This window comes from Erysipelothrix tonsillarum DSM 14972 (genome assembly GCF_000373785.1).
In the GTDB taxonomy this organism is placed as follows: Bacteria; Bacillota_I; Bacilli_A; order Erysipelotrichales; family Erysipelotrichaceae; genus Erysipelothrix; species Erysipelothrix tonsillarum.
The window spans coordinates 94,785-116,168 of record NZ_KB892378.1 but is presented as its reverse complement, the minus strand read 5'-3'; the positions used below and the strand labels follow the sequence as shown (position 1 = coordinate 116,168).

The window sequence follows — 21,384 nt, the reverse complement described above, 5'->3', positions numbered from 1 at the left end:
CACATGTCAAAAGAAAAATTTGATCGTTCCAAACCCCATGTTAACGTTGGTACATTAGGACACGTTGACCATGGTAAAACTACATTAACAGCTGCTATTACAAACGTATTAGCTAAAAAAGGTGGCGGGGCTGCTCAAGCTTACGACCAAATCGATAAAGCGCCTGAAGAAAGAGAACGTGGAATCACAATCTCAACTTCACACGTTGAATATGAAACAGAAGCACGTCACTACGCACACGTTGACTGTCCAGGTCACGCTGACTACGTTAAAAACATGATCACAGGTGCTGCACAAATGGATGGTGCTATCTTAGTTGTTTCAGCTACAGATGGTCCAATGCCTCAAACTCGTGAGCACATCCTACTTGCAAAACAATTAGGTGTTCCTTACTTCGTAGTATTCTTGAACAAATGCGACATGGTTGATGACGAAGAGTTAATCGACTTAGTTGAAATGGAAGTTCGTGAATTATTATCAGAAAACGATTATGATGGCGATAACTGTCCAGTTATCCGCGGATCAGCTCTTAAAGCATTAGAAGGCGAAGCACAATGGGAAGAAAAAATTATCGAACTCATGGATGCTATCGACGCTAATGTTCCAGAACCAGTTCGTGATACAGACAAACCATTCTTGATGTCAGTAGAAGACGTATTCACAATCTCAGGTCGTGGTACAGTTGCTACAGGACGTGTTGAACGTGGAGAATTGAAACTTAACGAAGAAGTTGAAATCGTTGGTATTCACCCTACATCAAAAACTGTTGTTACAGGTATCGAAATGTTCCACAAAATGTTAGATTCAGCTATGGCTGGTGATAATGTTGGAGCACTTCTACGTGGTGTTAACCGTGAAGAAATCGAACGTGGACAAGTTCTTGCTAAACCAGGTTCAGTTACACCTCACAAAATCTTCAAAGCTCAAGTTTATATCTTAAGCAAAGAAGAAGGTGGACGTCACACTCCATTCGTTAACAACTACCGTCCTCAATTCTACTTCCGTACAACAGACGTAACCGGAACAATTCAATTACCTGAAGGTGTTGATATGGTTATGCCTGGTGATAACGTAGAAATGACTGTAGAACTTATCGCTCCAATCGCTGTAGAGCAAGGTACAACATTCTCAATTCGTGAGGGTGGACGTACTGTTGGTGCTGGTAACGTTACAGAAATCGTTAAATAATTTAACACTTAAACCTCTACATCGTAGAGGTTTTTCTTTATTGTTTTTGGACCAGAAAAAAAAGAAAGATTTTAATAACAAGAATTAGCAATCTTGTTACAACATTCTTTTTTTTATAAGTGGAAACGTATAATTTATTTATTAAGGAGGTGTAAATATGGGTAGTTGGAAAGATAGAGTATTATCTTTTGTAGTAGGAATTATTTTAGCAATTGTTGGATTCATTATTATTGCAAATCCCCAAGAAGCACTTGTATCATTAATTTTAGTAATTGGTATTTTCCTTCTTGTATCTGGATTTGTGGCTGTTATTGATTCTATTCGCATTCCGGCATTTATTCCCGGAAAATCGCTTCTAATGATCGAAGGGATTATGCAAATGATCATTGGTGGATTATTTGCTTTTGGAAATCAGTTCATTGCGAGTGCGGTATTGGGATACTTATTAGTATTCACGATGATTATTAGTTCTATCGTGCATATTTCATTTGTATCAGCAATTAGCCGTGGAGGTATGGCAATTTTTTCCATTATTTTGAATATCATTACGATTGGCTTGGGTGTGTATGTTTTATTTAACCCAATCCTTGCAAGTGGTGTTCTCATTACTGCAGTGGGATTCCAATTTATCATCGCGGGTATTGAACGTATGGTAATTACATTTATCCCCACCGATAGCATCAAATAATAGACTATATATAGTAAAACCGACGCTTAACAGTCGGTTTTTTTATTGAGTAAAGAAGTGTTTTAATTTATTTCAAAATAAAGCGTTAAAACCCCTTGAATTTACAGATAGATAGTGTATAATACTAAAGCGACTGCATAGAAGTGCAAGGTTGCCGGCACACTGAATAGCGTTGTCATGGTCAGTGAGAAGCCGGGGAATTTGTACAGAGCAGGTCTATTGGAAATAGACAGTAGAAGGAGGAATTTCCATGGCAAAGAATTTTATTCGTATTCGTTTAAAAGCTTATGAACACCGTACTATTGATAGTGCAGCTCAAAAAATTGTTCAAGCAGCAAACGATCACGGCGCTCAAAAGGTAGTAGGTCCAGTACCATTACCAACAGAAAAACAAATCGTAACAATTTTACGATCAGTACACGTTAATAAGGATTCTCGTGAACAATTTGAATCAAGAACTCACAAGAGATTGATTGAAATTGTTGGCCCAACGGCAGAAACTATCGACGCATTAAGTCGTTTAGATCTACCAAGCGGTGTTGATATCGAGATCAAACTTTAGTAGAGAGGAGTTATCATGAAAGGATTACTAGGACGTAAATTAGGAATGACACAAGTCTTCACAACTGACGGAAAATTAATTCCAGTTAGTGTTGTCGAAGTATTGCCAAACGTTGTTCTTCAAAAGAAAACAATGGAATCAGACAACTATGAAGCAGTTCAATTAGGTGCCTTCGATGTGAAGGAACAACGTGCAAACAAATCTGAGATTGCTCACGCTGCTAAAGCAAGCACTGCTCCAAAGAAATTTGTTCGTGAAATTGCTGGCTCAGAAATGATGAATTTCGAGGTTGGCTCAGAAATTAAAGCTGATTTATTCAGCGTAGGGGATTATGTTGACGTAACAGGAACATCACGTGGACATGGTTTCCAAGGTTCAATCGTTCGTGCGAACCAAAAAATCGGACCTAAAGCTCACGGTTCAGGATACCACCGTGGAGTTGGTTCACTTGCAACAGGTGGATTAAACCCTGCTGTAATTAAAAAAGGACGTATTTTACCAGGACAACATGGTGGATACACAACAACAAATCAAAAATTAGAAGTTATCAAAGTTGATACAGAAAGTAACTATCTATTAATTAAAGGAAACATTCCTGGACCTAAAAAAGGTTTCGTAATTGTTAAATCAACAGTTAAACGCGTTAAATCAAAAGATCCAGTGGAATTAGTTGACTTTGCAGTTAAGGAGGATTCCGAAAATGCCTAAGTTAGATATTTTAAACCTTGAAGGCAAGAGTCTTCGTGAACTTGAATTAAACGAAGCAGTATTTGGAATTGAACCAAATAATCAAACAATCTTTGAAGCAGTTGTTATGCAACAAGCTTCACTTCGTCAAGGAACACACAAAACTAAGAACCGTACAGAGGTTCGTGGTGGTGGACGTAAACCATGGCGTCAAAAAGGAACAGGTCGTGCTCGTCAAGGGTCAATCCGTTCTCCTCAATGGCGTGGTGGTGGAGTTGTTTTCGGACCTACTCCAAGAAGCTACAAATACAACCTTAACCGTAAGGTTCGTCGTTTAGCTTTACGTTCAGCTTTATCACAAAAAGTTATGGATTCAGAAATGTCAATCGTTGAAAACTTAACAGTTGCAAACGTTAAGACAAAAGAATTCATCACAGTGATGGATGCACTTAAATTAAACAAGAAAACTCTATTTGTTGTTTCAGCTGAAGAAAATGTTGATAATGCTTACTTATCAATGCGTAACCTATCAAACACAATGATGTTAGATGTTCAAGGTTTAAACGTTTATGATATCGTAAATTGCGATCAAATTGTATTCACTGAAAAAGCAGCTATCGAAGCTGGGGAGGTGCTTGCATAATGAAACGTAACCCTAGAGATATTATTGTTCGTCCAATTATTACTGAGAAAACAGTAGCGATGCAACAAAACGATAACAAAGTTACTTTTGAAGTAGCTAAAGGATCAAATAAAATCGAAATTCGTCAAGCTATCGAAGAAATTTTCAATGTTAAAGTTGAAAAAATCAACGTTATTAATGTTTTACCACGTAAAAAACGTGTAGGACGTTACGAAGGCAAAACAAACGCAGTTCGCAAAGCGATCGTTAAACTTGCTGAAGGCTCAAACATTGACGTACTTTAATTAATAATCAATAAACATATCGGAAGAATTACGCTATTTCCGGATAACTTGCGTAGGGAGGAATTATTACATGGCAATTAAACATTATAAGCCAACTACTCCTGGACGTCGTGGGATGACAACTTTAGCTAACGAACAGTTAACTAAAAATGTAAAACCAGAACGTTCATTAGTAGCTCCACTAAGTAAAACTGGTGGACGTGGTAATACAGGCCGTATTACAACTCGTCACATCGGTGGTGGACATAAACGTCAATACCGTATTATTGACTTTAAACGTAACAAAGATGATATTCCAGCAAAAGTTGCTACAATCGAATATGATCCAAACCGTTCAGCAAACATTGCTTTACTAAGCTATGCTGATGGTGAAAAACGTTATATTTTAGCTCCTAAAGGACTAAAAGTAGGCGACGTAATCTATAGTGGTGCAACAGCTGATATTAAAGTTGGTAACGCTAAAGAATTAGGTCAAATGCCTGAAGGTACATTAGTACATAATATCGAATTAAAACCAGGACGCGGAGCACAATTAGTGCGCTCAGCTGGAACATCAGCACAAGTTCTTGGTGTAGAAGACAAACATGTTACTGTTCAATTAGCATCAGGTGAAGTTCGTAAGATTTTATCAACATGCCGTGCAACAATCGGTGAAGTTGGAAACTCAGAACACTCACTTGTAAATATTGGTAAAGCTGGACGTAAACGTCACATGGGTGTTCGCCCAACTGTGCGTGGTTCTGCAATGAACCCTGTTGATCACCCTCATGGTGGTGGGGAAGGACGTACTCCAATCGGACGTAAGTCACCTATGACACCTTGGGGTAAAAAAGCTATGGGTGTTAAAACTCGTAGAGATAAAAAAGCATCGACTAAGTTAATTGTACGTCGACGCAATGATAAGTAGACGAAAGGAAGGAAGAAAGATATGAGTCGTAGTTTAAAAAAAGGACCATTTTGTGATCTTCATTTGATGAATAAAGTTGAAAAATTAAATGCTGAAAGCAAAAAAGAAGTTATTAAAACATGGTCACGCCGTTCAACTATTTTCCCTCAATTCGTTGAGCATACGTTTGCGGTGCATAATGGTAAAGAACACGTTCCAGTGTTTGTTACTGAAGACATGGTAGGACATAAATTAGGTGAGTTCGTACCAACACGTCGTTATACAGGTCACGCAGCTGACAAGAAGGCGGGTCGTTAATATGGAAGTAAAAGCAATAGTTAAAACAGTTCGTGTTACTCCACGTAAAGCACGTCTTGTTCTAGATGAAATTCGTGGACTTGATGTTGATCATGCAGCAGCTATCTTAAGATATACACCTAATTCTGCTTCAAAAGTAATTGCTAAAGTCTTAGATTCAGCAATTGCAAATGCAACAAACAATCATCAATTAGATGAAGAAAAACTTTACATCTCAGCATGCTATGCTGACGAAGGTGTAACAATGAAGCGTTTCAGACCTCGTGCTAAAGGTTCTGCAGCGCCAATCATGAAGCGTACAAGCCACATCACTGTTGTGGTTTCGGAACGCGCCTAAAGGGAGGACAGACAATGGGACAAAAAGTACATCCGATCGGTATGCGCGTTGGTGTCATTCGTGATTGGGAATCACGTTGGTATGCTGAAAAAGATTTTGCAAATCTATTACACGAAGATAAATTAATTCGTGACTATATTTTCAAAAATCTTAAAGATGCATATGTATCACGCGTAGAAATCGAACGATCAAAGAATCGTGTTGACATCATTATCCGTACAGCTCGCCCAGGAGTTGTTATTGGAGTTAATGGTGCAAATATTGAAAAAGTTAAAAAAGATATTGCAAAAATCTCAGAAGGCAACACAGTTAACATTAAAGTGTTAGAAGTTGCTAACCCAGATTTAGATGCTCATTTAGTTGCTCGTAATATTGCTGAACAACTAGAACAACGTGCATCATTTAGAACTGCACAAAAACGTACAATTCAACGTACAATGCGCGCAGGTGCTAAAGGAATCAAAACAGCCGTTTCAGGCCGTTTAGGTGGAGCAGATATGGCTCGTTCCGAAGGATATTCAGAGGGAATCGTTCCTCTACATACACTTCGTTCAGACATTGACTATGCACACTATGAAGCTAATACTCAATTTGGTATCTTAGGTGTTAAAGTTTGGATCTGCCGCGGTGAAGTATTACCAGGACAAAAGGTTCAAGAACCTGAAGCACCTAAGGGTGGTAAGTTTGATCGTCCACGTCGTCGTCGTAACGACCGTCGTCCAAACAACAACCCACGTAATGCTAAACCAGCAGCACCAGCTGCATCAAAAGACGAGCAAGGAGGTAACTAGTTATGTTAATGCCAAAACGTACTAAATATAGAAAACCACATCGTCTTTCATACGAGGGACGCTCAAAAGCTGGACGTACAGTTGCTTTTGGGGAATACGGTTTGGTTGCTGAATCAGGAAACTATGTAAGTAACCGTCAAATCGAATCTGCTCGTATTGCAATGACTCGTTATATGAAACGTGGTGGGAAAGTTTGGATTAAAATATTCCCTCACTTAGCAATCACTAAAAAACCATTAGAAGTTCGAATGGGTTCTGGTAAAGGTGCACCTGAAGGTTGGGTAGCCGTTGTTAAGCCAGGTCGAGTAATGTTTGAAATCGCAGGTGTTCCTGAAGAAGTAGCACGCGAAGCATTCCGCTTAGCTTCACACAAGCTAGCAGTTAAAACTCGATTTGTTAAAAAGGGAGAGGAGGAACAAGTATGACAACAGTAAAAGAAATCCGTGAAAAAAATGACGCTGATTTATTAGTTGAAATTGATGCTTTAAAGGAAGAGTTATTTGATTTACGTTTCCAACAAGCAATTGGTCAACTTGAAAATCCTGCTCGATTAAGAGAAATCCGTAAAACGATTGCTCGGATTAAGACAGTGATCACTGAGCGCGAGCTTAGTGACAATAAGTAGGAGGTCACAACGCGATGGAAAGAAACAAGCGCAAAGTTTACCGTGGTACTGTTGTATCTGATGCAATGGATAAAACGGTAGTAGTAGAAGTAAAAACGTCAAAACGTCATCCATTGTATGGAAAACGTGTAAACTATTCAAAAAAATTCAAGGCTCATGATGAAACTAATGAAATCAAAGTTGGAGATATTGTTGAAATTATGGAAACTCGTCCATTATCAGCAACTAAATTCTGCCGCGTAACTAAATTAGTTGAAAAAGCCGAAGTATTGTAGGAGGTTGTCAAGATGATACAAAATGAATCAAGATGTAAAGTCGCTGACAACACTGGTGCTAAGGAAATCTTAGTAATTCGTTGCCTAGGTGGTAGCCGTCGTCGTTCAGCAAGCATTGGAGACATTGTTGTTGGAACAGTAAAACACGCTATTCCTGGTGGAACAGTTAAAAAAGGTGATGTCGTTAAAGCGGTAGTAGTTCGTACTAAATACGGTGTACGTCGTGAAAATGGATCATACATTAGTTTCGATGACAACGCAGTTGTTATCTTAAAAGATGATATGACTCCTCGCGGAACTCGTATTTTTGGACCGGTAGCTCGCGAGCTTCGTGAACACAATTTCATGAAAATCGTATCATTAGCACCGGAAGTGTTATAGGAGGCTTTTATGAGAATCAAACGTGGAGATAATGTTCAAGTAATTACAGGCTCATACAAGGGCACCATTGGTGATGTCATCGAAGTTTCACCTAAACATGACAAAGTTAAGGTTGAAGGTGTTAATTTAATTAAAAAACACATGAAACCAAGCCAAATGAACCCAGATGGCGGTATTATTGAACAAGAAGCATGGATTCATGTTTCAAACGTAATGTTATACGATGCTAAAGCGAAAGCTCCAAGCCGTGTAGCTTACAAAGAAGAAAAAGGTAAAAAAGTTCGCGTCTATAAAAAATCAGGCGCAGCAGTAAAATAAGGAGGTATAGCTAAATGAACTTAAAAGAACAATACAAAAATGAAGTAGTTGCTAAATTAGTTGAAGAATTTAACTATACTTCAGTAATGCAAACACCTAAACTCGAAAAAATCGTAGTTAATATGGGTGTTGGAGAAGCAATCAACAACACTAAATTCTTAGATGATGCTGTTGCTGATCTAGAAATTATCACTGGACAAAAACCAGTTATCACAAGAGCAAAGAAATCTATTGCTAACTTCAAATTACGTGAAGATATGCCAATCGGATGTAAAGTTACACTACGTGGTCAAAAAATGTATGACTTCTTAGAAAAACTTATCAAAGTTGCTCTTCCTCGTGTACGTGACTTCCGTGGTATTAACGGTGGATCATTTGACGGTCGTGGTAACTTTACAATGGGTGTTAAAGAACAATTAATCTTCCCAGAAATCGATTTTGATAAAGTGAACAAAGTTCGTGGTATGGATATCACTATCGTTACTACAGCTAAAACAGATAAAGAAGGTTATGCTTTACTATCAATGTTAGGCATGCCATTTAAAAAGGAGGGTAACTAATGGCTAAGAAATCAAAAATCGCTCGTGAAAAACAACGTCAAGAGATCGTAGATCGCTACGCAGAAAAACGTGCTGAGTTAAAAGCCAAAGGTGATTACGAAGGACTTCAAAAACTTCCACGTAACGCATCACCTGTACGTCTTCACAACCGCGATATGGTTGACGGACGCCCTCACGGATACTTACGTAAATACGGTATGTCTCGTATTCGCTTCCGCGAAGCTGCTCATAAAGGGCAAATTCCAGGCGTTAAAAAGGCAAGCTGGTAGTATAAAGGAGGAGCTTTTCAGATGTATGTAACAGATCCAATCGCTGATTTACTTACACGTGTTCGTAATGCTATTCAAGCAAAACACGATGTAGTTGAAATTCCAGCAAGTAAAGAAAAAACAGAAATCGCTAGAATTTTGAAAGAAGAAGGTTTTATCCGCGACTACCTAGTTAGTGGTGAAGGAATCAAAAAGACAATTACAATTGTACTTAAATATGGTCCTAACAACGAACGAGTAATTAGCGGGTTAAAACGAATTTCAAAACCTGGTAAACGCGTATACGCGAAGACAAATGAAGTTCCACGTGTTCTTAACGGACTTGGAATTGCAATCATTTCAACTTCAGAAGGTATGCTAACAGACAAGCAAGCTCGCGCTAAACATGTTGGTGGCGAAGTCTTAGCTTACGTTTGGTAAGAGAGGAGACACTAAATGTCACGTATCGGAAATAAAACGATTACCATTCCGGCAGGCGTTGAAGTCGAATTAAAAGCTGGCAATGAGGTGACAGTAAAAGGTCCTAAGGGAACTTTAACACGTCAGTTCAGTGAGCTTTACGAAATCGAAATCAACGAAGGCGAAATCAACGTTAAACGCCCGAATGATACTAAAAAAGTAAAACAATTACATGGTACTACACGATCACTAATCGCTAACATGATTACTGGGGTAAGTGAAGGATTCACTAAATCTCTAGAATTAGTTGGTATCGGGTATCGTGCATCTAAGTCAGACAACAAGTTAGTCTTGAATGTTGGATACTCACATCCAATCGAGTTTGAACTAGAAGATGGTGTAGATATCGAAGTACCTAGCGCAACAGCAATCAACGTCAGTGGTGTTGATAAGCAACGCGTTGGAGAATGGGCAGCAAACATTCGTGCTACTCGTAAACCTGAACCATATCTCGGTAAAGGTATTAAATACAAGAATGAAGTTATCCGTCGCAAAGAGGGTAAAACAGCAGCTAAGAAATAGTGGGAAAGGAGAATTTGAACGATGGCAAAAAAATTATCAAGAAATCAAGAACGAGTTCGTCGTCATGCTCGAGTTCGTCGTAAAGTCAGTGGAACGCAAGAACGCCCACGTCTTAGCGTGTATCGATCAAATGGAAACATTTCTGCACAAGTTATTGATGATGTTACAGGTAACACATTAGTATCAGCAGGATCGGTACAAATGAAACTCGCAAATGGCGGTAATATTGAGGCAGCAGCGCAAGTTGGTAACGCTGTAGCTAAATTAGCATTAGAAAAAGGAATTAAATCTGTAGTGTTTGACCGTGGTGGTTATATTTATCATGGACGTGTTAAAGCATTAGCAGAGGCAGCTCGAGAAGCTGGACTAGAGTTTTAATAAGGAGGAACATGATGAATCGTAAACCTAGAAGAGAACAACGTGAACAAGAATTCGAAGAACGCGTTGTTGTCATCAATCGTGTAACTAAAGTTGTTAAGGGTGGTCGTCGTTTCCGCTTCGCTGCTCTAGTTGTAGTTGGTGACAAAAAAGGTCGCGTCGGTTTCGGAACAGGTAAAGCCAACGAAGTTCCAGATGCAATCCGCAAGGGTGTTGAAGCCGCAAAGAAAAACTTAATTAACGTTAAGATGATTAACGGAACATTGCCACACGCAAACACAGGTAAATATGGTGCCGGAGAAGTATTCGTACGTCCTGCAGCAGAAGGTACTGGAGTTATCGCGGGTGGAGCAATTCGTGACGTTATGGAGTTAGCAGGTGTTACTGACGTGTTAACAAAATGTATTGGTTCTCGTACACCAATCAACATGGTTCGTGCTACATTTGAAGCACTTGAATCAATGAAAACAGTTGATGAAGTAGCGAGTTTAAGAGAGATCAAAGTCGAAGACGTACGATAGTAGGAGGCCTTTATGAAATTACATGAATTAAAATACAATGAAGGTGCACGCCAAGATCGTAAACGACTTGGTCGTGGACAAGGTTCAGGAACTGGGAAAACATCAGGAAAAGGTCACAAGGGTCAAAATGCTCGTAGTGGCGGTGGTGTTGCACTAGGTTTTGAAGGTGGTCAAACACCATTGTTCAAACGTATTCCTAAACGCGGATTCAAAAACATTAACCGTGTGGATTACGCAGTTGTAAACCTAAGCTCATTAAACGTATTTGAAGACGGAGCAGAAGTTACAATTGAAGCACTTTTAGAAAAAGGAATTATTAAAAAAACACTTGACGGAGTTAAAATCTTAGGTCAAGGTGAATTAGAGAAAAAATTAGTTGTTAAAGCTAACGCATTCTCAAAATCAGCAGTAGAAAGTATTGAAAAATTAGGTGGAAAAGTAGAGGTAATCTAATGAGATTTTTTACTGATTTATTCAAAAATAAAGAAATCAGAATAAGAATCATTTTCACACTTGCAATGTTATTGATTTATCGACTAGGGACAGTTATTCCTGTTCCTAACGTCGATAGCGTTAAAGTCGCAGGATCAATGGCAAGCGAACTAAATTCAAATACATTAGTTGGAATGATGAATATTCTTGGTGGAGGGTTTATCCAATCATTTTCAATTTTCGCTCTAGGTGTAGGACCTTACATTACAGCATCAATTATAATCCAATTGTTATCAATGGATGTTATACCATATTTAACTGAGTTAACGAAATCTGGTCAAAAAGGTAAATTACAACTTGACCGTATTACACGTTATCTTGGAGTGGTGTTAGCATACGTTCAAGCGATTGGAATTATTAGCTTACTCAACAATCAACATAAGATTCTGTTGAGCAGTACTGTAGCGGACTACTTCTTTATGGGAACTGTTATGGCAGCGGGAACGATGTTCCTATTATGGCTTGGCGATCAAATCACTCAAAAGGGTGTTGGTAATGGATTGTCCATGATCATTTTCGCAGGTATCGTATCAAATTTACCAAGTCAATTTAAAGGCGCTTTTGCTGAAATGACTAAAGGTGGTACAACTATGGGCTTTGTATGGTGTGCAGTTTATGTACTCTTATACTTAGCGATTATTATTCTTGTTATCTATATGAACGGTGCTGTTCGTAAGATTTCAATTCAATATACATCAAACGTAGGTGGTACTACACGTGGTAAGAGCATGAACCATTTGCCATTAATGATTAACTCTGCATCAGTTATTCCAGTAATTTTTGCTGGAGCAATTATGCAAGCACCAGTTATTGTTATGAGTTGGATTAACCAAAATAGTGGTTTCTATAAATTTATGACAACAACGATGAGTTTACAACAACCTGTGGGATTAATTGTTTATGCATTGTTAATTATTGCATTTACATTTTTCTACACACACTTACAAGTCGATCCTGAGAAAATTGCAGAAGACTTTGGTAAGAATGGATCTTACATCCCAGGCGTTCGCCCAGGTAAAGATACCAAAAATTACATTAGTACAATCCTAAATCGTATTACGGTCTTAGGAGCGTTATTCTTAACATTTGTAGCACTACTCCCTCATGTGTTACCAATGATTACACAAGGAGCAATTCCAGCAAGTACAGCAATCGGTGGTACAGGTATCATCATCGTTGTCGGTGTTGCCCTAGAAACAGTTAAAGAACTTGAGGGTCGTATGACACAACGTTCATATAAAGGTTTATTTAACAAATAACAATTAGGAGGACAGTTTATGAATTTATTAATCATGGGTCCTGCTGGTAGTGGTAAAGGTACAATGTCAGCGCATATTGTTGAATTGTTCAATGTTGCTCACATTTCAACTGGAGATATGTTTAGAGAAGCTATCTCAAATGCTACTCCAGTTGGAATTGAAGCAAAATCTTACATTGATCAAGGAAAGCTTGTGCCTGACGAAGTAACCGACCGCATGGTAAAAGAGCGTATCTCAAAAGATGACTGCTTGAATGGTTACCTATTGGATGGATATCCACGTAACTTGCATCAAGCAGAAGCACTTGAGGTAATGTCAAATGATATTAACCGCCCTATTGATTTAGTTATCAATCTTGAGGTAGAATATGAGGAGCTTGTAAGTCGTATTACGGGCCGTCGTCTATGTAAAGATTGTGGTGCAATCTATCATATTGACAACAATCCACCTAAAGTAGAATCTAAATGTGATATTTGCGGTGGAGAACTATACCAACGAAGTGACGATAATGAAGCAAAACTTCAAGTCCGCTTTGAAGAGTATATTAACCAAACAAAACCAGTTATCGATTATTATCGTGAAAAAGGTTTAGTTCGTGACGTTAATGCATCTCAACCTGCAGAAAATGTTATGAATGAGATAAAAAACATCTTGGAGGCGGTTAAATGATATCAACCAAGTCTGAACGTGAATTAGATTTAATGCGTGAAGCCGGTAGGATTGCTTTTGAGTGCCAAGAGGCGGTCAAAGCGGCAATTAAACCTGGCGTATCAACTAAACACTTAGATGATATTGCACGTAATTATATTCTAAGTCAAGGTGCAACACCAGCGTTTCTTGGTTATGATGGATTTCCGGGTTCAATATGTGCTTCGGTAAATGAAGTTTTAGTTCATGGTATTCCTAGTTCAGAGGTAGTCCTCAAGAATGGCGACATTATCACAATTGATGTTGGCGCTATTTATAAAGGTTATTACAGCGATCATGCTTGGACATATCCTGTTGGGGAAATAAGTGATGAAGCACAAAACTTATTAAAAGTAACTGAAGAGTCGTTATTTGCAGGAATTGAAGCTGCTGTAGCGGGAAATCGTATAGGAGATATTGGTCATGCAGTAATGACAGTGGTTCAACCTCATGGTTACGGACTCCCTGTTGAATACTCAGGACACGGTGTCGGCACATCGATGCACGAAGCTCCCTACGTACCCAATGTTGGTGTTCCTCACAAAGGAGCGCTACTTCGCAAAAATATGGTCATTGCGATTGAACCGATGGTTCAAATTGGAACCAATAAAACATCTGTATTGGATGATGAGTGGACCGTTGTCTCAGAGGACAGATCCCTAACAGCTCATTTTGAACATACAGTAGTAATTCTTGAAGATAGTTATGAAATTTTAACTCGAACAAAGGAGGCTTTTAAACACTCATGAGCAAAGAAAATGTTATCGAAGTAGATGGAGTAGTTCTTGATACATTGCCAGGTGCAATGTTTAAGGTGGAACTCAGTAATGGTCATGAAATTTTAGCTCACGTATCTGGTAAAATCCGTATGCACTACATTCGCATTTTACCGGGAGATCGCGTGACTGTTGAGATTTCGCCTTACGATTTATCACGTGGGCGCATTACATTTAGACATAAATAAGATAGTTTTAGGAGGATAATACTATGAAAGTAAGACCATCTGTAAAACCAATGTGTGAAAAATGTAGAGTTATTCGACGCAAAGGTAAAGTAATGATTATTTGTGAAAATCCAAAACACAAACAAAGACAAGGATAGGAGGACGTCATATTAATGGCTCGTATAGCAGGAATTGACATTCCACGTAACAAACGTGTAGTAGTCTCATTAACATATATCTACGGTATTGGCTTAACAACATCAAAAGAAATCTTAACAAAATGCGAAATCAGTGAAGACATCCGCGTTAAAGATTTAACTGAAGAACAAGTTAATGCAATCCGTCGTGAAGTAGAATCAATCAAAGTTGAAGGGGATCTTCGTCGTGAAGTTAACCTTAACATCAAACGCTTAATGGAAATCGGTTCAAACCGAGGAATCCGTCATCGTCGTGGCTTACCAGTTCGTGGACAACGTACAAAAACAAATGCACGTACACGTAAGGGACCTCGTCGTACAGTAGCGAATAAGAAGAAATAATTAGGTTAATTAATAGGAGGAAAACGTAATGGCAAAAGCAAAAGTAGCTCGTAAACGTCGTGTCCGCAAGAATATAGCACGCGGAGTTGCACATATCCATTCGACATTTAACAATACTATTGTTACAATTTCGGATGAACAAGGAAATGTTATCGCTTGGTCAAGTGCTGGTGCTTTAGGCTTCAAGGGTTCACGTAAGTCAACACCTTATGCAGCTCAAATGGCATCAGAAGCAGCAGCTAAAGCGGCAGTTGATCATGGTATGAAAACAGTTGAAGTTAGTGTTAAAGGACCTGGACCAGGTCGTGAATCGGCAGTTCGTGCACTTCAAGTAGCAGGACTAGAAATTAGTGTAATTAATGATGTTACACCAGTTCCGCACAATGGATGCCGTCCACCAAAACGTCCACGTGGATAATAATATAAACTATAACAAGGAGGTATTCATAGATGAACAAGTTTGAACGTGCGAAATTTGAAGTAAAAGAATTTGATGAAACAGCACATTATGGTAAGTTCGTTATCGAACCACTTGAACGTGGTTTTGGTAATACTATCGGGAATGCGCTAAGACGTGTACTCCTTTCATCTTTACCAGGCGCAGCAGTGTACTCAATTAAAATTGAGGGTGTGTATCATGAATTCACATCAATTGCAGGCGTTGGAGAAGATGTTACAGGTATCGTTCTCAACGTTAAGGATCTTGTTTTAAATGTTCAAGATGAAGAAGTGTATACACTTCGAATCTCACAAAAAGGTCCTAAAGTTGTTACAGCAGCTGACATCGAATGCCCAGCAAATGTGGAGATCTTGAATAAAGATCACATTATTGCAACACTTGCAGAAGGTGCAGTGTTAGAGATGGAGCTTAAAGCTCGTAATGGTCGTGGCTATGTAAGTTCTGATGAAAACAAATTAATCTATCAAAATGCATCACAAGGAATTGGCACGATTTTTACAGATTCTATTTATACTCCAATTGAAAGAGTTAAGTATCACATCGAACCGACTCGTGTCGGTCAAGATTCTAAATACGATCGTTTAATTATGGAAGTATGGACAAATGGTTCAATTCAACCTCAAGTTGCGTTGTCATTAGGTTCAAAAATCTTAATGGATCATTTAGAACAAATTGTTGCAATCAAGGATTCAGTTTATGAAACAGAATCTGTGATTAAACCTGATGTTTCAGGCGTTGAAAATCCAATGGCAACAATGATGATCGAAGATTTAGACTTGTCAGTTCGTTCATATAACTGCTTAAAGCGCGCAGGTATTCAAACTGTTGAAGAATTAACACTTAAAACAGAAGATGAAATGATGCGCATTCGTAATCTAGGTAAGAAGTCACTTAAAGAAGTTAAAGACAAACTCCATGATCTTGGATTAGGCTTTAAATCATTTGAATAGGAGGAAATAGAATGAAAAACCGTAAATTAGGTCGTGATTCAGCTCACCGTAAAGCATTGCTACGCAATCTTTCAACAAGCTTAATTGTTCATGGTCGAATTGAAACAACAGAAAAGAAAGCAATGGAACTCCGTTCAGTTGCTGATAAACTTGTAACTCTTGCAAAACGCGGGGACTTACATGCTCGTCGTGAAGCAGCTAAAATCGTATTTAACGTTGTTGCTGACGAAAAAACAGGTCAAACAGCTCTTCAAAAACTATTTGATGAAATTGGACCTAAATATGCAGACCGTAATGGTGGTTACACACGTGTAATCAAAACAGAAATGCGTCGCGGTGATGCAGCTCCAATGGCAATTATTGAATTCGTTTAATAATTTCTAGTGGTACGAGCAGATAACTGAGTGGATGCACAGAGGATTATAGCTTCTGTCTCGAGAACTACTCAATTAAATACTCGATTTAAACCGACTTAGCTTTAGCTGAGTCGGTTTTTTATGTGTTGTCAACGATTTAAACAGTCGTAGCGGTATCAAATTCAAAATTAGGTAAACGAATATGGTGCAGCGGAAAAGACGCTTTAAAATCGAATTGTAACAAGATAATTACGGTTATATGAAATAAATGTAAATTATTTCTTTTATGAAAAGAAAGATAGATAAGATTGTTCGTATCATCAAATAAACCAGTATATAGTGGTTGCGCTTACATCATATTGTGAAACAATGTGAAGAAAGAAACAAAATTTCAGAATATTATTCTTAAATATGAAATTTTTATTTGACTTAATGCGTTAAATAAGGTAATTTAGTGTTAGAAGTACTAACGTACTAAGGAGGAGAAATATGGATGCATTTGTAAAGTTTTTGGATGAGAAATTATCTGCACCAATGGCTAAACTTGCGAACCAGCGTCATTTACGCGCAATTCGTGACGGGATTATAGCGACACTTCCACTAATCATAGTTGGATCGTTCTTTTTAATTCTAGCATCACCACCATTACCAGAAAGTTGGGGGATTTATAAATTCCTTAAAGCGAACGCAGCACAAATTCTATTGCCATTCCGATTAACAATGGCAATTATGACTTTGTATGCTACATTTGGTATTGGATCAAGTTTAGCAAAATCATACAAGCTTGATGAATTATCAGGGGGAATTCTCGCAACCGCAGCATTCTTATTAACATTTATTCCTGTAAATGTTCCAGCAGATGCTGGATTAGAAGTTTCAGGATGGGTACTACCAATGGCAAACCTTGGTGGTGGTGGTATGTTTGTGGGGATCATCACATCAATCTTAGCCGTTGAAATCTTCCGTTGGACGGATAAATCTAACTTCAAGATTTCAATGCCGCCTCAAGTGCCTACATCTGTAGCACGCTCATTTGAAGCACTTGTACCAACCGCAATTATTTTAGTATTAATGGCAACAATTACTTATTGGATTGGTTTTAACTGGCATACATTCATTGCTGGTCTTGTTGCACCGATTGTCCATGCAGCGGATACATTACCAAGTGTATTAGTAATCGTATTCCTTGTAACCTTCTTTTGGTCATTTGGAATTCATGGTGTATCAATCATTGGTACACTAGCAAGACCAATTTGGTTACAACTACTTGATACTAATGCAATTGCTTCAGCAGCAGGTCAACCATTACCAGCAATTAGTGCTGAACCTTTCTACCAATGGTTTATTTGGATTGGTGGTTCAGGTGCTACAATCGGATTAGCAATCGCAATGGCATTTTTCTCAAAATCAGCTTATGCTAAGTCATTAGGAAAAACCGCATTTATTCCAGCATGTTTCAATATTAATGAGCCAATCATCTTCGGTGCTCCAATTGTTATGAATCCAATCCTAATTATTCCATTTATCATTACACCAATGATAGGAACAATTATTGCTTGGGTAGCAACATCAGCAGGGCTTGTGAGCCGTGTTATTGTTACAGCACCTTGGACATTGCCTGGACCAATTGGTGCCTACATTGCGACAGGTGGCGATTTCAGAGCAGCAATTTTAAATATTATATTAATTATTGTGTCTGTTGTAATCTATTACCCATTCTTCAAAATGTATGACAAGAAACTTCTTGAAGAAGAACAAGCAGGGAATTAAAATTATAAAATTATAATTTAAGCGGGGGCCTTGCGAATGCAAGGTCCCTTTAAATAAAAAAGAGGTATAATATGTACAGATATGAAAAAAGTAATTCAGCACCCGTGGTTAGTTTTAAAAGTGCATTTATAATCGTTGGAAGCATCCTCGTTGGATCATTTTTCTTTCCAGCAATCTTGAATCAATTAGGATTGGATTTAAAATGGCTACGTGTAATTGTGCTCACCACACTAACTGCATTTTCTACTTGTTTCTGTTTCTTCTTTATCGAAACAGATAAAGGCTTTAGTAAAACATTTTGGCTTACATTTATTGTATTGTCATTCATAATAGGTCTCATATCTGTATTCTGGATCTATGAAATTTTATACATATAAGGAGAATTTATGAGAAAATTAGGTATATCTATATATCCTGACAAATCGTCAGTAGATGAAATGAAACGTTATATCGACGATGCTGCAGAGGCAGGATTCTCGCGAATCTTTTCGTGTCTGTTATCCGTCGACAAGCCCAAAAACGTTATCAAAGATGAATTTCTAGAAATTAATCGCTATGCACGTTCAAAAGGTTTTGAAATTATTGTGGATGTAAGTCCCCGTGTTTTTAAAGATTTAGAGATTAGTTATTCTGACCTGTCGTTTTTTGCGGAAATAGAAGCAGACGGTTTACGGTTGGATGCGGGCTTCGGTGGTAGTGAAGAAGCCATGATGACTTTTAATCCGTATGACTTAAAGATAGAAATAAATATGAGTAATGATACACACTATATTGATACCATTATGGATTATCAGCCAAATCAATATAACCTCATTGCATGTCATAATTTTTATCCTCATCCTTATTCGGGCTTAAATGAAGAATACTTCCATAAGTGTACTAAAAACTTTACAAAATACGGCTTGCGTTCGGCTGCCTTCGTGACAAGCCAAGCAGACGGTTCTTATGGACCTTGGCCTGTATCCGATGGACTCGTAACATTAGAAAAACATCGATATCTACCCCTTGATGTCCAAATAAAAGATTATGTTGCGATGAATGTGGTGGATGACATTATTATTTCAAATTGCTATCCAAGCAAAGCAGAACTTGAAGCAGTTAAAAAAATTAATTTATTAAAACTTAATCTGTCTGTCGAACTTGTTGCAGATATTCCTGAAATCGAAAAGAAAATTGTACTTGAAGAGCCTCACTTTAACCGCGGTGATCGCAACGACTATCTTATTCGTTCAACAATGTCCCGCGTGAAATATAAAGGTCATGATTTTAAAGTATTTAACACTCCTGACGTGATTCGCCGTGGAGATATCATCATTGAGAGCAGTTTATTCGGACATTATGCTGGTGAATTGCAGATTGCAATGAAAGACATGAAAAATACAGGCAAATCGAATGTCGTCGGCCATATCAAAGAACAAGAACTCATCTTGTTAGATCGTATTAAACCATGGCAAAAGTTTAGCTTTACATTATGAAATATTATTTAGGTATTGATGCTGGAGGCACTTATACACGGTTTGTGATGTTTGATGATATGGGAAATCCACTAGACTCAAGAGTCTTTGAGAGTATGCATTATATGCAGGTTGGGTTTGATGGTATTGCATCAATTCTAAACAAAGGACGAATTGTTTTTGAAAAATTAGGATATGATTTTGATATCGTCGCTGTCGCGATTGGAACTGCAGGGTATGGTAGTGATATGCATATATGCGCTCAGATTGAAACAGCAATTTGGTCTGTCTTTCCTCGAGCACTTATCATGAGTGATGCGCAGTTTGCTATGACCTCTGCTTTAAAGAATCAAGATGGCGTCTATCTTATTGCTGGCACTGGATCGATTGCAATGCGTAAGATTGGTTGCGCTATGGATCGTCGTGGTGGTTTTGGCTACTTATTAGGTGATGAAGGCAGTGCATTTTGGATTGGTCGGCAATTGTTGAGCATCTTTACACAAGAGGCAGATGGTAGGTTACCCCGAACAGCCTTTTATGACTGCATCATGAAGCACTTTGAATTAAATGCCCCTTATGATTTAGTCATATTAGCAAATAAGAATTTTAAAAACTATCGTAATTTTGTAGCTCAGATAAGTGGAATTGCTGCATCATGTGTGCATCTGGAGCATATTGCTTCTGTATATCAATCAGCAGGTTATGAACTTGCACGTTTAGCCAATAGTTTCGAACTTAATGGTAAAACACCGATTGCCTTCGGGGGTGGTGTACTTTTGAAAAATGAAACCGTTCGAGAAGAGCTTTTGAAGCATCTTGATACAGACTATTGCTTTATCGAGCAAACAAATTCTGTTGAGTATGCAGCTTATATTTTACTCAAATAAAAAAAACACCGTGTGATGAAGGATATATCTTCATTACACGGTGTTTTCTTGATATTCAAATAAATCATAGAGGGAACAATTTAAGACCTGGGCACATTTAAACGATAGCTCTAGAGAGGGGTTATACGAACCTTTCTCCAATGCAATAATGGTTTGTCGCGAAACTCCAACTTGCTCCGCAAATAGCTGTTGGGTTAAACCCTGGCATTCACGAACATCTCGAATTCGATTGATGATCATTGCTTAAACCTCCTACTGGTAGTATAAATGACGCAATTTAAAGTAATAACAGAGTTCATAGATTGTGAAAAGGAGTCCAAGTGCACCAATAATGGTGTTACTTTGGATTGAAATCGGACCCATCATCATTAGGGAAAGAAAGAGCAGTACAACCAATATCATTATATTGCCTGCAAAGCGCCGTGCAGGGGCATCAATTAGGATACTCCGTTCATCTTCATCAAGTTGATCAATTTCTTCAAATAAAAATAATCTCCACGATGTTCCACTTTTTTTCTTATAGACCAACAGTACGGTGAGTGCAAATGTGATAAATACCACGACCCAAATAATCGATATTTTAAATTGAGACGCAACGGGTGAAATTCCAGCATCAACAGCAATGAGTCGTTTTATTTTATCGAATTGGAGCATGGTTCCTAAGAACCCCCAAACAAGAAGTGTGACATAAATCACACGATTACGTATATTTTTCATAAAAACCTCCTGTAAACCTAACTTTACATTAAGAGGATATTGTTGTCAAGTTAACTTTACTATGACTGATTTTGTATAACGCAATATATGATCAACATTTGTTTTAACTTGCGGAAATGCACAAAAGGGTAATTATTCATCGAAACGTGCTTGAACTTGGCACGTAATATACATATTC

Annotated in this window: 37 protein-coding genes; 35 read left to right on the top strand and 2 right to left on the bottom strand. The window is 38.1% G+C overall.

The window, feature by feature from the left end:
* The first annotated feature begins 3 nt into the window (after positions 1-3).
* The 35 genes from tuf to B096_RS0103955 all read left to right on the top strand — a co-directional run bounded on the left by tuf (position 4) and on the right by B096_RS0103955 (position 20,489).
* Positions 4-1,188, top strand: a complete 1,185-nt coding sequence (gene tuf, locus B096_RS0104125; RefSeq protein WP_018579501.1) for an elongation factor Tu — start codon at positions 4-6, stop codon at positions 1,186-1,188.
* Between the two features lie 157 nt (positions 1,189-1,345).
* A complete protein-coding gene (locus B096_RS0104120) occupies positions 1,346-1,876 on the top strand; it encodes an HdeD family acid-resistance protein (protein WP_018579500.1) in 531 nt (176 codons plus the stop codon).
* A 250-nt stretch (positions 1,877-2,126) separates the two neighbouring features.
* Positions 2,127-2,438 (top strand): 30S ribosomal protein S10, encoded by a 312-nt coding sequence (gene rpsJ, locus B096_RS0104115; RefSeq protein ID WP_003775184.1) that lies wholly within the window; start codon positions 2,127-2,129, stop codon positions 2,436-2,438.
* A gap of 15 nt (positions 2,439-2,453) precedes the next feature.
* The gene (gene rplC / locus B096_RS0104110; RefSeq protein ID WP_018579499.1) at positions 2,454-3,146 is read left to right on the top strand and encodes a 50S ribosomal protein L3; all 693 of its coding nucleotides are present in this window, start codon (positions 2,454-2,456) and stop codon (positions 3,144-3,146) included.
* Positions 3,139-3,768 carry a 50S ribosomal protein L4 gene (rplD, locus tag B096_RS0104105; RefSeq protein ID WP_018579498.1) on the top strand — a complete coding sequence of 210 codons (630 nt, stop codon included), beginning with the start codon at positions 3,139-3,141 and terminating at the stop codon, positions 3,766-3,768. The genes rplC and rplD overlap by 8 nt, the downstream gene beginning before the upstream one ends.
* Positions 3,768-4,052 carry a 50S ribosomal protein L23 gene (gene rplW, locus B096_RS0104100; RefSeq protein ID WP_018579497.1) on the top strand — a complete coding sequence of 95 codons (285 nt, stop codon included), beginning with the start codon at positions 3,768-3,770 and terminating at the stop codon, positions 4,050-4,052. Before rplD ends, rplW begins: the two co-directional genes overlap by 1 nt.
* A 70-nt stretch (positions 4,053-4,122) precedes the next feature.
* Positions 4,123-4,959, top strand: a complete 837-nt coding sequence (gene rplB / locus B096_RS0104095; protein WP_018579496.1) for a 50S ribosomal protein L2 — start codon at positions 4,123-4,125, stop codon at positions 4,957-4,959.
* A 21-nt stretch (positions 4,960-4,980) separates the two neighbouring features.
* Positions 4,981-5,256 carry a 30S ribosomal protein S19 gene (rpsS, locus tag B096_RS0104090; protein WP_003775192.1) on the top strand — a complete coding sequence of 92 codons (276 nt, stop codon included), beginning with the start codon at positions 4,981-4,983 and terminating at the stop codon, positions 5,254-5,256.
* A 1-nt stretch (position 5,257) separates the two neighbouring features.
* A complete protein-coding gene (gene rplV / locus B096_RS0104085; protein WP_003775195.1) occupies positions 5,258-5,593 on the top strand; it encodes a 50S ribosomal protein L22 in 336 nt (111 codons plus the stop codon).
* 14 nt (positions 5,594-5,607) lie between these two features.
* Entirely contained in the window at positions 5,608-6,384 is a 777-nt protein-coding gene (gene rpsC, locus B096_RS0104080) for a 30S ribosomal protein S3 (RefSeq protein WP_018579495.1), read from the top strand.
* A 2-nt stretch (positions 6,385-6,386) separates the two neighbouring features.
* Positions 6,387-6,809, top strand: a complete 423-nt coding sequence (gene rplP, locus B096_RS0104075; protein WP_003775199.1) for a 50S ribosomal protein L16 — start codon at positions 6,387-6,389, stop codon at positions 6,807-6,809.
* The gene (rpmC, locus tag B096_RS0104070; RefSeq protein ID WP_003775201.1) at positions 6,806-7,009 is read left to right on the top strand and encodes a 50S ribosomal protein L29; all 204 of its coding nucleotides are present in this window, start codon (positions 6,806-6,808) and stop codon (positions 7,007-7,009) included. The genes rplP and rpmC overlap by 4 nt, the downstream gene beginning before the upstream one ends.
* Positions 7,010-7,023: 14 nt before the next feature.
* A complete protein-coding gene (gene rpsQ, locus B096_RS0104065) occupies positions 7,024-7,284 on the top strand; it encodes a 30S ribosomal protein S17 (protein ID WP_003775202.1) in 261 nt (86 codons plus the stop codon).
* A 12-nt stretch (positions 7,285-7,296) separates the two neighbouring features.
* Positions 7,297-7,665 carry a 50S ribosomal protein L14 gene (gene rplN, locus B096_RS0104060; RefSeq protein WP_018579494.1) on the top strand — a complete coding sequence of 123 codons (369 nt, stop codon included), beginning with the start codon at positions 7,297-7,299 and terminating at the stop codon, positions 7,663-7,665.
* A gap of 9 nt (positions 7,666-7,674) precedes the next feature.
* Positions 7,675-7,983, top strand: coding sequence for a 50S ribosomal protein L24 (gene rplX / locus B096_RS0104055; RefSeq protein WP_018579493.1), 309 nt, complete (start codon positions 7,675-7,677; stop codon positions 7,981-7,983).
* A gap of 14 nt (positions 7,984-7,997) precedes the next feature.
* Positions 7,998-8,543 (top strand): 50S ribosomal protein L5, encoded by a 546-nt coding sequence (rplE, locus tag B096_RS0104050; RefSeq protein WP_018579492.1) that lies wholly within the window; start codon positions 7,998-8,000, stop codon positions 8,541-8,543.
* Positions 8,543-8,812 (top strand): 30S ribosomal protein S14, encoded by a 270-nt coding sequence (gene rpsN, locus B096_RS0104045; protein WP_003775210.1) that lies wholly within the window; start codon positions 8,543-8,545, stop codon positions 8,810-8,812. The genes rplE and rpsN overlap by 1 nt, the downstream gene beginning before the upstream one ends.
* A gap of 21 nt (positions 8,813-8,833) precedes the next feature.
* On the top strand, positions 8,834-9,232 hold the full coding sequence (rpsH, locus tag B096_RS0104040) for a 30S ribosomal protein S8 (RefSeq protein WP_003775212.1): 399 nt from the start codon (positions 8,834-8,836) through the stop codon (positions 9,230-9,232).
* 15 nt (positions 9,233-9,247) lie between these two features.
* Positions 9,248-9,793 carry a 50S ribosomal protein L6 gene (gene rplF, locus B096_RS0104035; protein WP_018579491.1) on the top strand — a complete coding sequence of 182 codons (546 nt, stop codon included), beginning with the start codon at positions 9,248-9,250 and terminating at the stop codon, positions 9,791-9,793.
* Positions 9,794-9,814: 21 nt separating this feature from the next.
* Complete coding sequence (rplR, locus tag B096_RS0104030; RefSeq protein WP_013853152.1) at positions 9,815-10,171, top strand: 50S ribosomal protein L18; 357 nt, start codon at positions 9,815-9,817, stop codon at positions 10,169-10,171.
* Positions 10,172-10,185: 14 nt separating this feature from the next.
* Positions 10,186-10,692: a 30S ribosomal protein S5 gene (gene rpsE, locus B096_RS0104025; protein WP_018579490.1), complete on the top strand. Its 507-nt coding sequence runs from the start codon at positions 10,186-10,188 to the stop codon at positions 10,690-10,692.
* 12 nt (positions 10,693-10,704) lie between these two features.
* Positions 10,705-11,145 (top strand): 50S ribosomal protein L15, encoded by a 441-nt coding sequence (rplO, locus tag B096_RS0104020; protein ID WP_018579489.1) that lies wholly within the window; start codon positions 10,705-10,707, stop codon positions 11,143-11,145.
* Positions 11,145-12,443 (top strand): preprotein translocase subunit SecY, encoded by a 1,299-nt coding sequence (gene secY / locus B096_RS0104015; RefSeq protein WP_018579488.1) that lies wholly within the window; start codon positions 11,145-11,147, stop codon positions 12,441-12,443. Before rplO ends, secY begins: the two co-directional genes overlap by 1 nt.
* An 18-nt stretch (positions 12,444-12,461) precedes the next feature.
* Positions 12,462-13,112 carry an adenylate kinase gene (locus B096_RS0104010; protein ID WP_018579487.1) on the top strand — a complete coding sequence of 217 codons (651 nt, stop codon included), beginning with the start codon at positions 12,462-12,464 and terminating at the stop codon, positions 13,110-13,112.
* Positions 13,109-13,879 carry a type I methionyl aminopeptidase gene (map, locus tag B096_RS0104005; RefSeq protein ID WP_018579486.1) on the top strand — a complete coding sequence of 257 codons (771 nt, stop codon included), beginning with the start codon at positions 13,109-13,111 and terminating at the stop codon, positions 13,877-13,879. The genes B096_RS0104010 and map overlap by 4 nt, the downstream gene beginning before the upstream one ends.
* A complete protein-coding gene (gene infA, locus B096_RS0104000; RefSeq protein ID WP_003775226.1) occupies positions 13,876-14,094 on the top strand; it encodes a translation initiation factor IF-1 in 219 nt (72 codons plus the stop codon). The genes map and infA overlap by 4 nt, the downstream gene beginning before the upstream one ends.
* 23 nt (positions 14,095-14,117) lie before the next feature.
* Entirely contained in the window at positions 14,118-14,231 is a 114-nt protein-coding gene (rpmJ, locus tag B096_RS0103995) for a 50S ribosomal protein L36 (RefSeq protein WP_018579485.1), read from the top strand.
* Between the two features lie 15 nt (positions 14,232-14,246).
* Complete coding sequence (gene rpsM / locus B096_RS0103990) at positions 14,247-14,612, top strand: 30S ribosomal protein S13 (RefSeq protein ID WP_003775228.1); 366 nt, start codon at positions 14,247-14,249, stop codon at positions 14,610-14,612.
* A gap of 28 nt (positions 14,613-14,640) precedes the next feature.
* On the top strand, positions 14,641-15,030 hold the full coding sequence (gene rpsK / locus B096_RS0103985; RefSeq protein WP_003775229.1) for a 30S ribosomal protein S11: 390 nt from the start codon (positions 14,641-14,643) through the stop codon (positions 15,028-15,030).
* A 32-nt stretch (positions 15,031-15,062) separates the two neighbouring features.
* The gene (locus B096_RS0103980; protein WP_003775232.1) at positions 15,063-16,022 is read left to right on the top strand and encodes a DNA-directed RNA polymerase subunit alpha; all 960 of its coding nucleotides are present in this window, start codon (positions 15,063-15,065) and stop codon (positions 16,020-16,022) included.
* Between the two features lie 11 nt (positions 16,023-16,033).
* On the top strand, positions 16,034-16,396 hold the full coding sequence (gene rplQ / locus B096_RS0103975; protein ID WP_018579484.1) for a 50S ribosomal protein L17: 363 nt from the start codon (positions 16,034-16,036) through the stop codon (positions 16,394-16,396).
* A 471-nt stretch (positions 16,397-16,867) separates the two neighbouring features.
* Complete coding sequence (locus B096_RS0103970) at positions 16,868-18,148, top strand: PTS sugar transporter subunit IIC (RefSeq protein ID WP_018579483.1); 1,281 nt, start codon at positions 16,868-16,870, stop codon at positions 18,146-18,148.
* A 71-nt stretch (positions 18,149-18,219) separates the two neighbouring features.
* Complete coding sequence (locus B096_RS0103965) at positions 18,220-18,525, top strand: hypothetical protein (RefSeq protein WP_018579482.1); 306 nt, start codon at positions 18,220-18,222, stop codon at positions 18,523-18,525.
* Positions 18,526-18,534: 9 nt separating this feature from the next.
* The gene (locus tag B096_RS0103960; protein WP_018579481.1) at positions 18,535-19,623 is read left to right on the top strand and encodes a DUF871 domain-containing protein; all 1,089 of its coding nucleotides are present in this window, start codon (positions 18,535-18,537) and stop codon (positions 19,621-19,623) included.
* Positions 19,620-20,489 (top strand): N-acetylglucosamine kinase, encoded by an 870-nt coding sequence (locus B096_RS0103955; RefSeq protein ID WP_026254111.1) that lies wholly within the window; start codon positions 19,620-19,622, stop codon positions 20,487-20,489. Before B096_RS0103960 ends, B096_RS0103955 begins: the two co-directional genes overlap by 4 nt.
* A gap of 33 nt (positions 20,490-20,522) precedes the next feature.
* On the opposite strand, the gene B096_RS0103950 is transcribed toward B096_RS0103955, so the two are convergent.
* Positions 20,523-20,729, bottom strand: a complete 207-nt coding sequence (locus tag B096_RS0103950) for a helix-turn-helix transcriptional regulator (RefSeq protein ID WP_018579479.1) — start codon at positions 20,727-20,729, stop codon at positions 20,523-20,525.
* A 12-nt stretch (positions 20,730-20,741) separates the two neighbouring features.
* Entirely contained in the window at positions 20,742-21,206 is a 465-nt protein-coding gene (locus tag B096_RS0103945; protein WP_018579478.1) for a hypothetical protein, read from the bottom strand.
* Positions 21,207-21,384 lie beyond the last annotated feature (178 nt).

What these genes read in the sequence shown, in the direction of transcription:
- rpsM (WP_003775228.1), top strand. Translation starts at nt 14,247, where the DNA reads ATGGCTCGTATAGCAGGAATTGACATTCCACGTAACAAACGTGTAGTA.
- rpsN (WP_003775210.1), top strand. Translation starts at nt 8,543, where the DNA reads ATGGCTAAGAAATCAAAAATCGCTCGTGAAAAACAACGTCAAGAGATC.
- B096_RS0104010 (WP_018579487.1), top strand. Translation starts at nt 12,462, where the DNA reads ATGAATTTATTAATCATGGGTCCTGCTGGTAGTGGTAAAGGTACAATG.
- B096_RS0103965 (WP_018579482.1), top strand. Translation starts at nt 18,220, where the DNA reads ATGTACAGATATGAAAAAAGTAATTCAGCACCCGTGGTTAGTTTTAAA.
- rplO (WP_018579489.1), top strand. Translation starts at nt 10,705, where the DNA reads ATGAAATTACATGAATTAAAATACAATGAAGGTGCACGCCAAGATCGT.
- B096_RS0103950 (WP_018579479.1), bottom strand. Translation starts at nt 20,729, where the DNA reads ATGATCATCAATCGAATTCGAGATGTTCGTGAATGCCAGGGTTTAACC.
- rpsQ (WP_003775202.1), top strand. Translation starts at nt 7,024, where the DNA reads ATGGAAAGAAACAAGCGCAAAGTTTACCGTGGTACTGTTGTATCTGAT.
- B096_RS0103960 (WP_018579481.1), top strand. Translation starts at nt 18,535, where the DNA reads ATGAGAAAATTAGGTATATCTATATATCCTGACAAATCGTCAGTAGAT.
- rpsE (WP_018579490.1), top strand. Translation starts at nt 10,186, where the DNA reads ATGAATCGTAAACCTAGAAGAGAACAACGTGAACAAGAATTCGAAGAA.
- rpmJ (WP_018579485.1), top strand. Translation starts at nt 14,118, where the DNA reads ATGAAAGTAAGACCATCTGTAAAACCAATGTGTGAAAAATGTAGAGTT.
- rplX (WP_018579493.1), top strand. Translation starts at nt 7,675, where the DNA reads ATGAGAATCAAACGTGGAGATAATGTTCAAGTAATTACAGGCTCATAC.
- rplV (WP_003775195.1), top strand. Translation starts at nt 5,258, where the DNA reads ATGGAAGTAAAAGCAATAGTTAAAACAGTTCGTGTTACTCCACGTAAA.
- B096_RS0104120 (WP_018579500.1), top strand. Translation starts at nt 1,346, where the DNA reads ATGGGTAGTTGGAAAGATAGAGTATTATCTTTTGTAGTAGGAATTATT.
- rplR (WP_013853152.1), top strand. Translation starts at nt 9,815, where the DNA reads ATGGCAAAAAAATTATCAAGAAATCAAGAACGAGTTCGTCGTCATGCT.
- rpmC (WP_003775201.1), top strand. Translation starts at nt 6,806, where the DNA reads ATGACAACAGTAAAAGAAATCCGTGAAAAAAATGACGCTGATTTATTA.
- map (WP_018579486.1), top strand. Translation starts at nt 13,109, where the DNA reads ATGATATCAACCAAGTCTGAACGTGAATTAGATTTAATGCGTGAAGCC.
- rpsC (WP_018579495.1), top strand. Translation starts at nt 5,608, where the DNA reads ATGGGACAAAAAGTACATCCGATCGGTATGCGCGTTGGTGTCATTCGT.
- rpsJ (WP_003775184.1), top strand. Translation starts at nt 2,127, where the DNA reads ATGGCAAAGAATTTTATTCGTATTCGTTTAAAAGCTTATGAACACCGT.
- rplP (WP_003775199.1), top strand. Translation starts at nt 6,387, where the DNA reads ATGTTAATGCCAAAACGTACTAAATATAGAAAACCACATCGTCTTTCA.
- secY (WP_018579488.1), top strand. Translation starts at nt 11,145, where the DNA reads ATGAGATTTTTTACTGATTTATTCAAAAATAAAGAAATCAGAATAAGA.
- rplE (WP_018579492.1), top strand. Translation starts at nt 7,998, where the DNA reads ATGAACTTAAAAGAACAATACAAAAATGAAGTAGTTGCTAAATTAGTT.
- rplD (WP_018579498.1), top strand. Translation starts at nt 3,139, where the DNA reads ATGCCTAAGTTAGATATTTTAAACCTTGAAGGCAAGAGTCTTCGTGAA.
- rpsS (WP_003775192.1), top strand. Translation starts at nt 4,981, where the DNA reads ATGAGTCGTAGTTTAAAAAAAGGACCATTTTGTGATCTTCATTTGATG.
- rplN (WP_018579494.1), top strand. Translation starts at nt 7,297, where the DNA reads ATGATACAAAATGAATCAAGATGTAAAGTCGCTGACAACACTGGTGCT.
- B096_RS0103980 (WP_003775232.1), top strand. Translation starts at nt 15,063, where the DNA reads ATGAACAAGTTTGAACGTGCGAAATTTGAAGTAAAAGAATTTGATGAA.
- rplC (WP_018579499.1), top strand. Translation starts at nt 2,454, where the DNA reads ATGAAAGGATTACTAGGACGTAAATTAGGAATGACACAAGTCTTCACA.
- rplF (WP_018579491.1), top strand. Translation starts at nt 9,248, where the DNA reads ATGTCACGTATCGGAAATAAAACGATTACCATTCCGGCAGGCGTTGAA.
- rplQ (WP_018579484.1), top strand. Translation starts at nt 16,034, where the DNA reads ATGAAAAACCGTAAATTAGGTCGTGATTCAGCTCACCGTAAAGCATTG.
- rplB (WP_018579496.1), top strand. Translation starts at nt 4,123, where the DNA reads ATGGCAATTAAACATTATAAGCCAACTACTCCTGGACGTCGTGGGATG.
- rpsK (WP_003775229.1), top strand. Translation starts at nt 14,641, where the DNA reads ATGGCAAAAGCAAAAGTAGCTCGTAAACGTCGTGTCCGCAAGAATATA.
- infA (WP_003775226.1), top strand. Translation starts at nt 13,876, where the DNA reads ATGAGCAAAGAAAATGTTATCGAAGTAGATGGAGTAGTTCTTGATACA.
- B096_RS0103955 (WP_026254111.1), top strand. Translation starts at nt 19,620, where the DNA reads ATGAAATATTATTTAGGTATTGATGCTGGAGGCACTTATACACGGTTT.
- B096_RS0103970 (WP_018579483.1), top strand. Translation starts at nt 16,868, where the DNA reads ATGGATGCATTTGTAAAGTTTTTGGATGAGAAATTATCTGCACCAATG.
- tuf (WP_018579501.1), top strand. Translation starts at nt 4, where the DNA reads ATGTCAAAAGAAAAATTTGATCGTTCCAAACCCCATGTTAACGTTGGT.
- rplW (WP_018579497.1), top strand. Translation starts at nt 3,768, where the DNA reads ATGAAACGTAACCCTAGAGATATTATTGTTCGTCCAATTATTACTGAG.
- B096_RS0103945 (WP_018579478.1), bottom strand. Translation starts at nt 21,206, where the DNA reads ATGAAAAATATACGTAATCGTGTGATTTATGTCACACTTCTTGTTTGG.
- rpsH (WP_003775212.1), top strand. Translation starts at nt 8,834, where the DNA reads ATGTATGTAACAGATCCAATCGCTGATTTACTTACACGTGTTCGTAAT.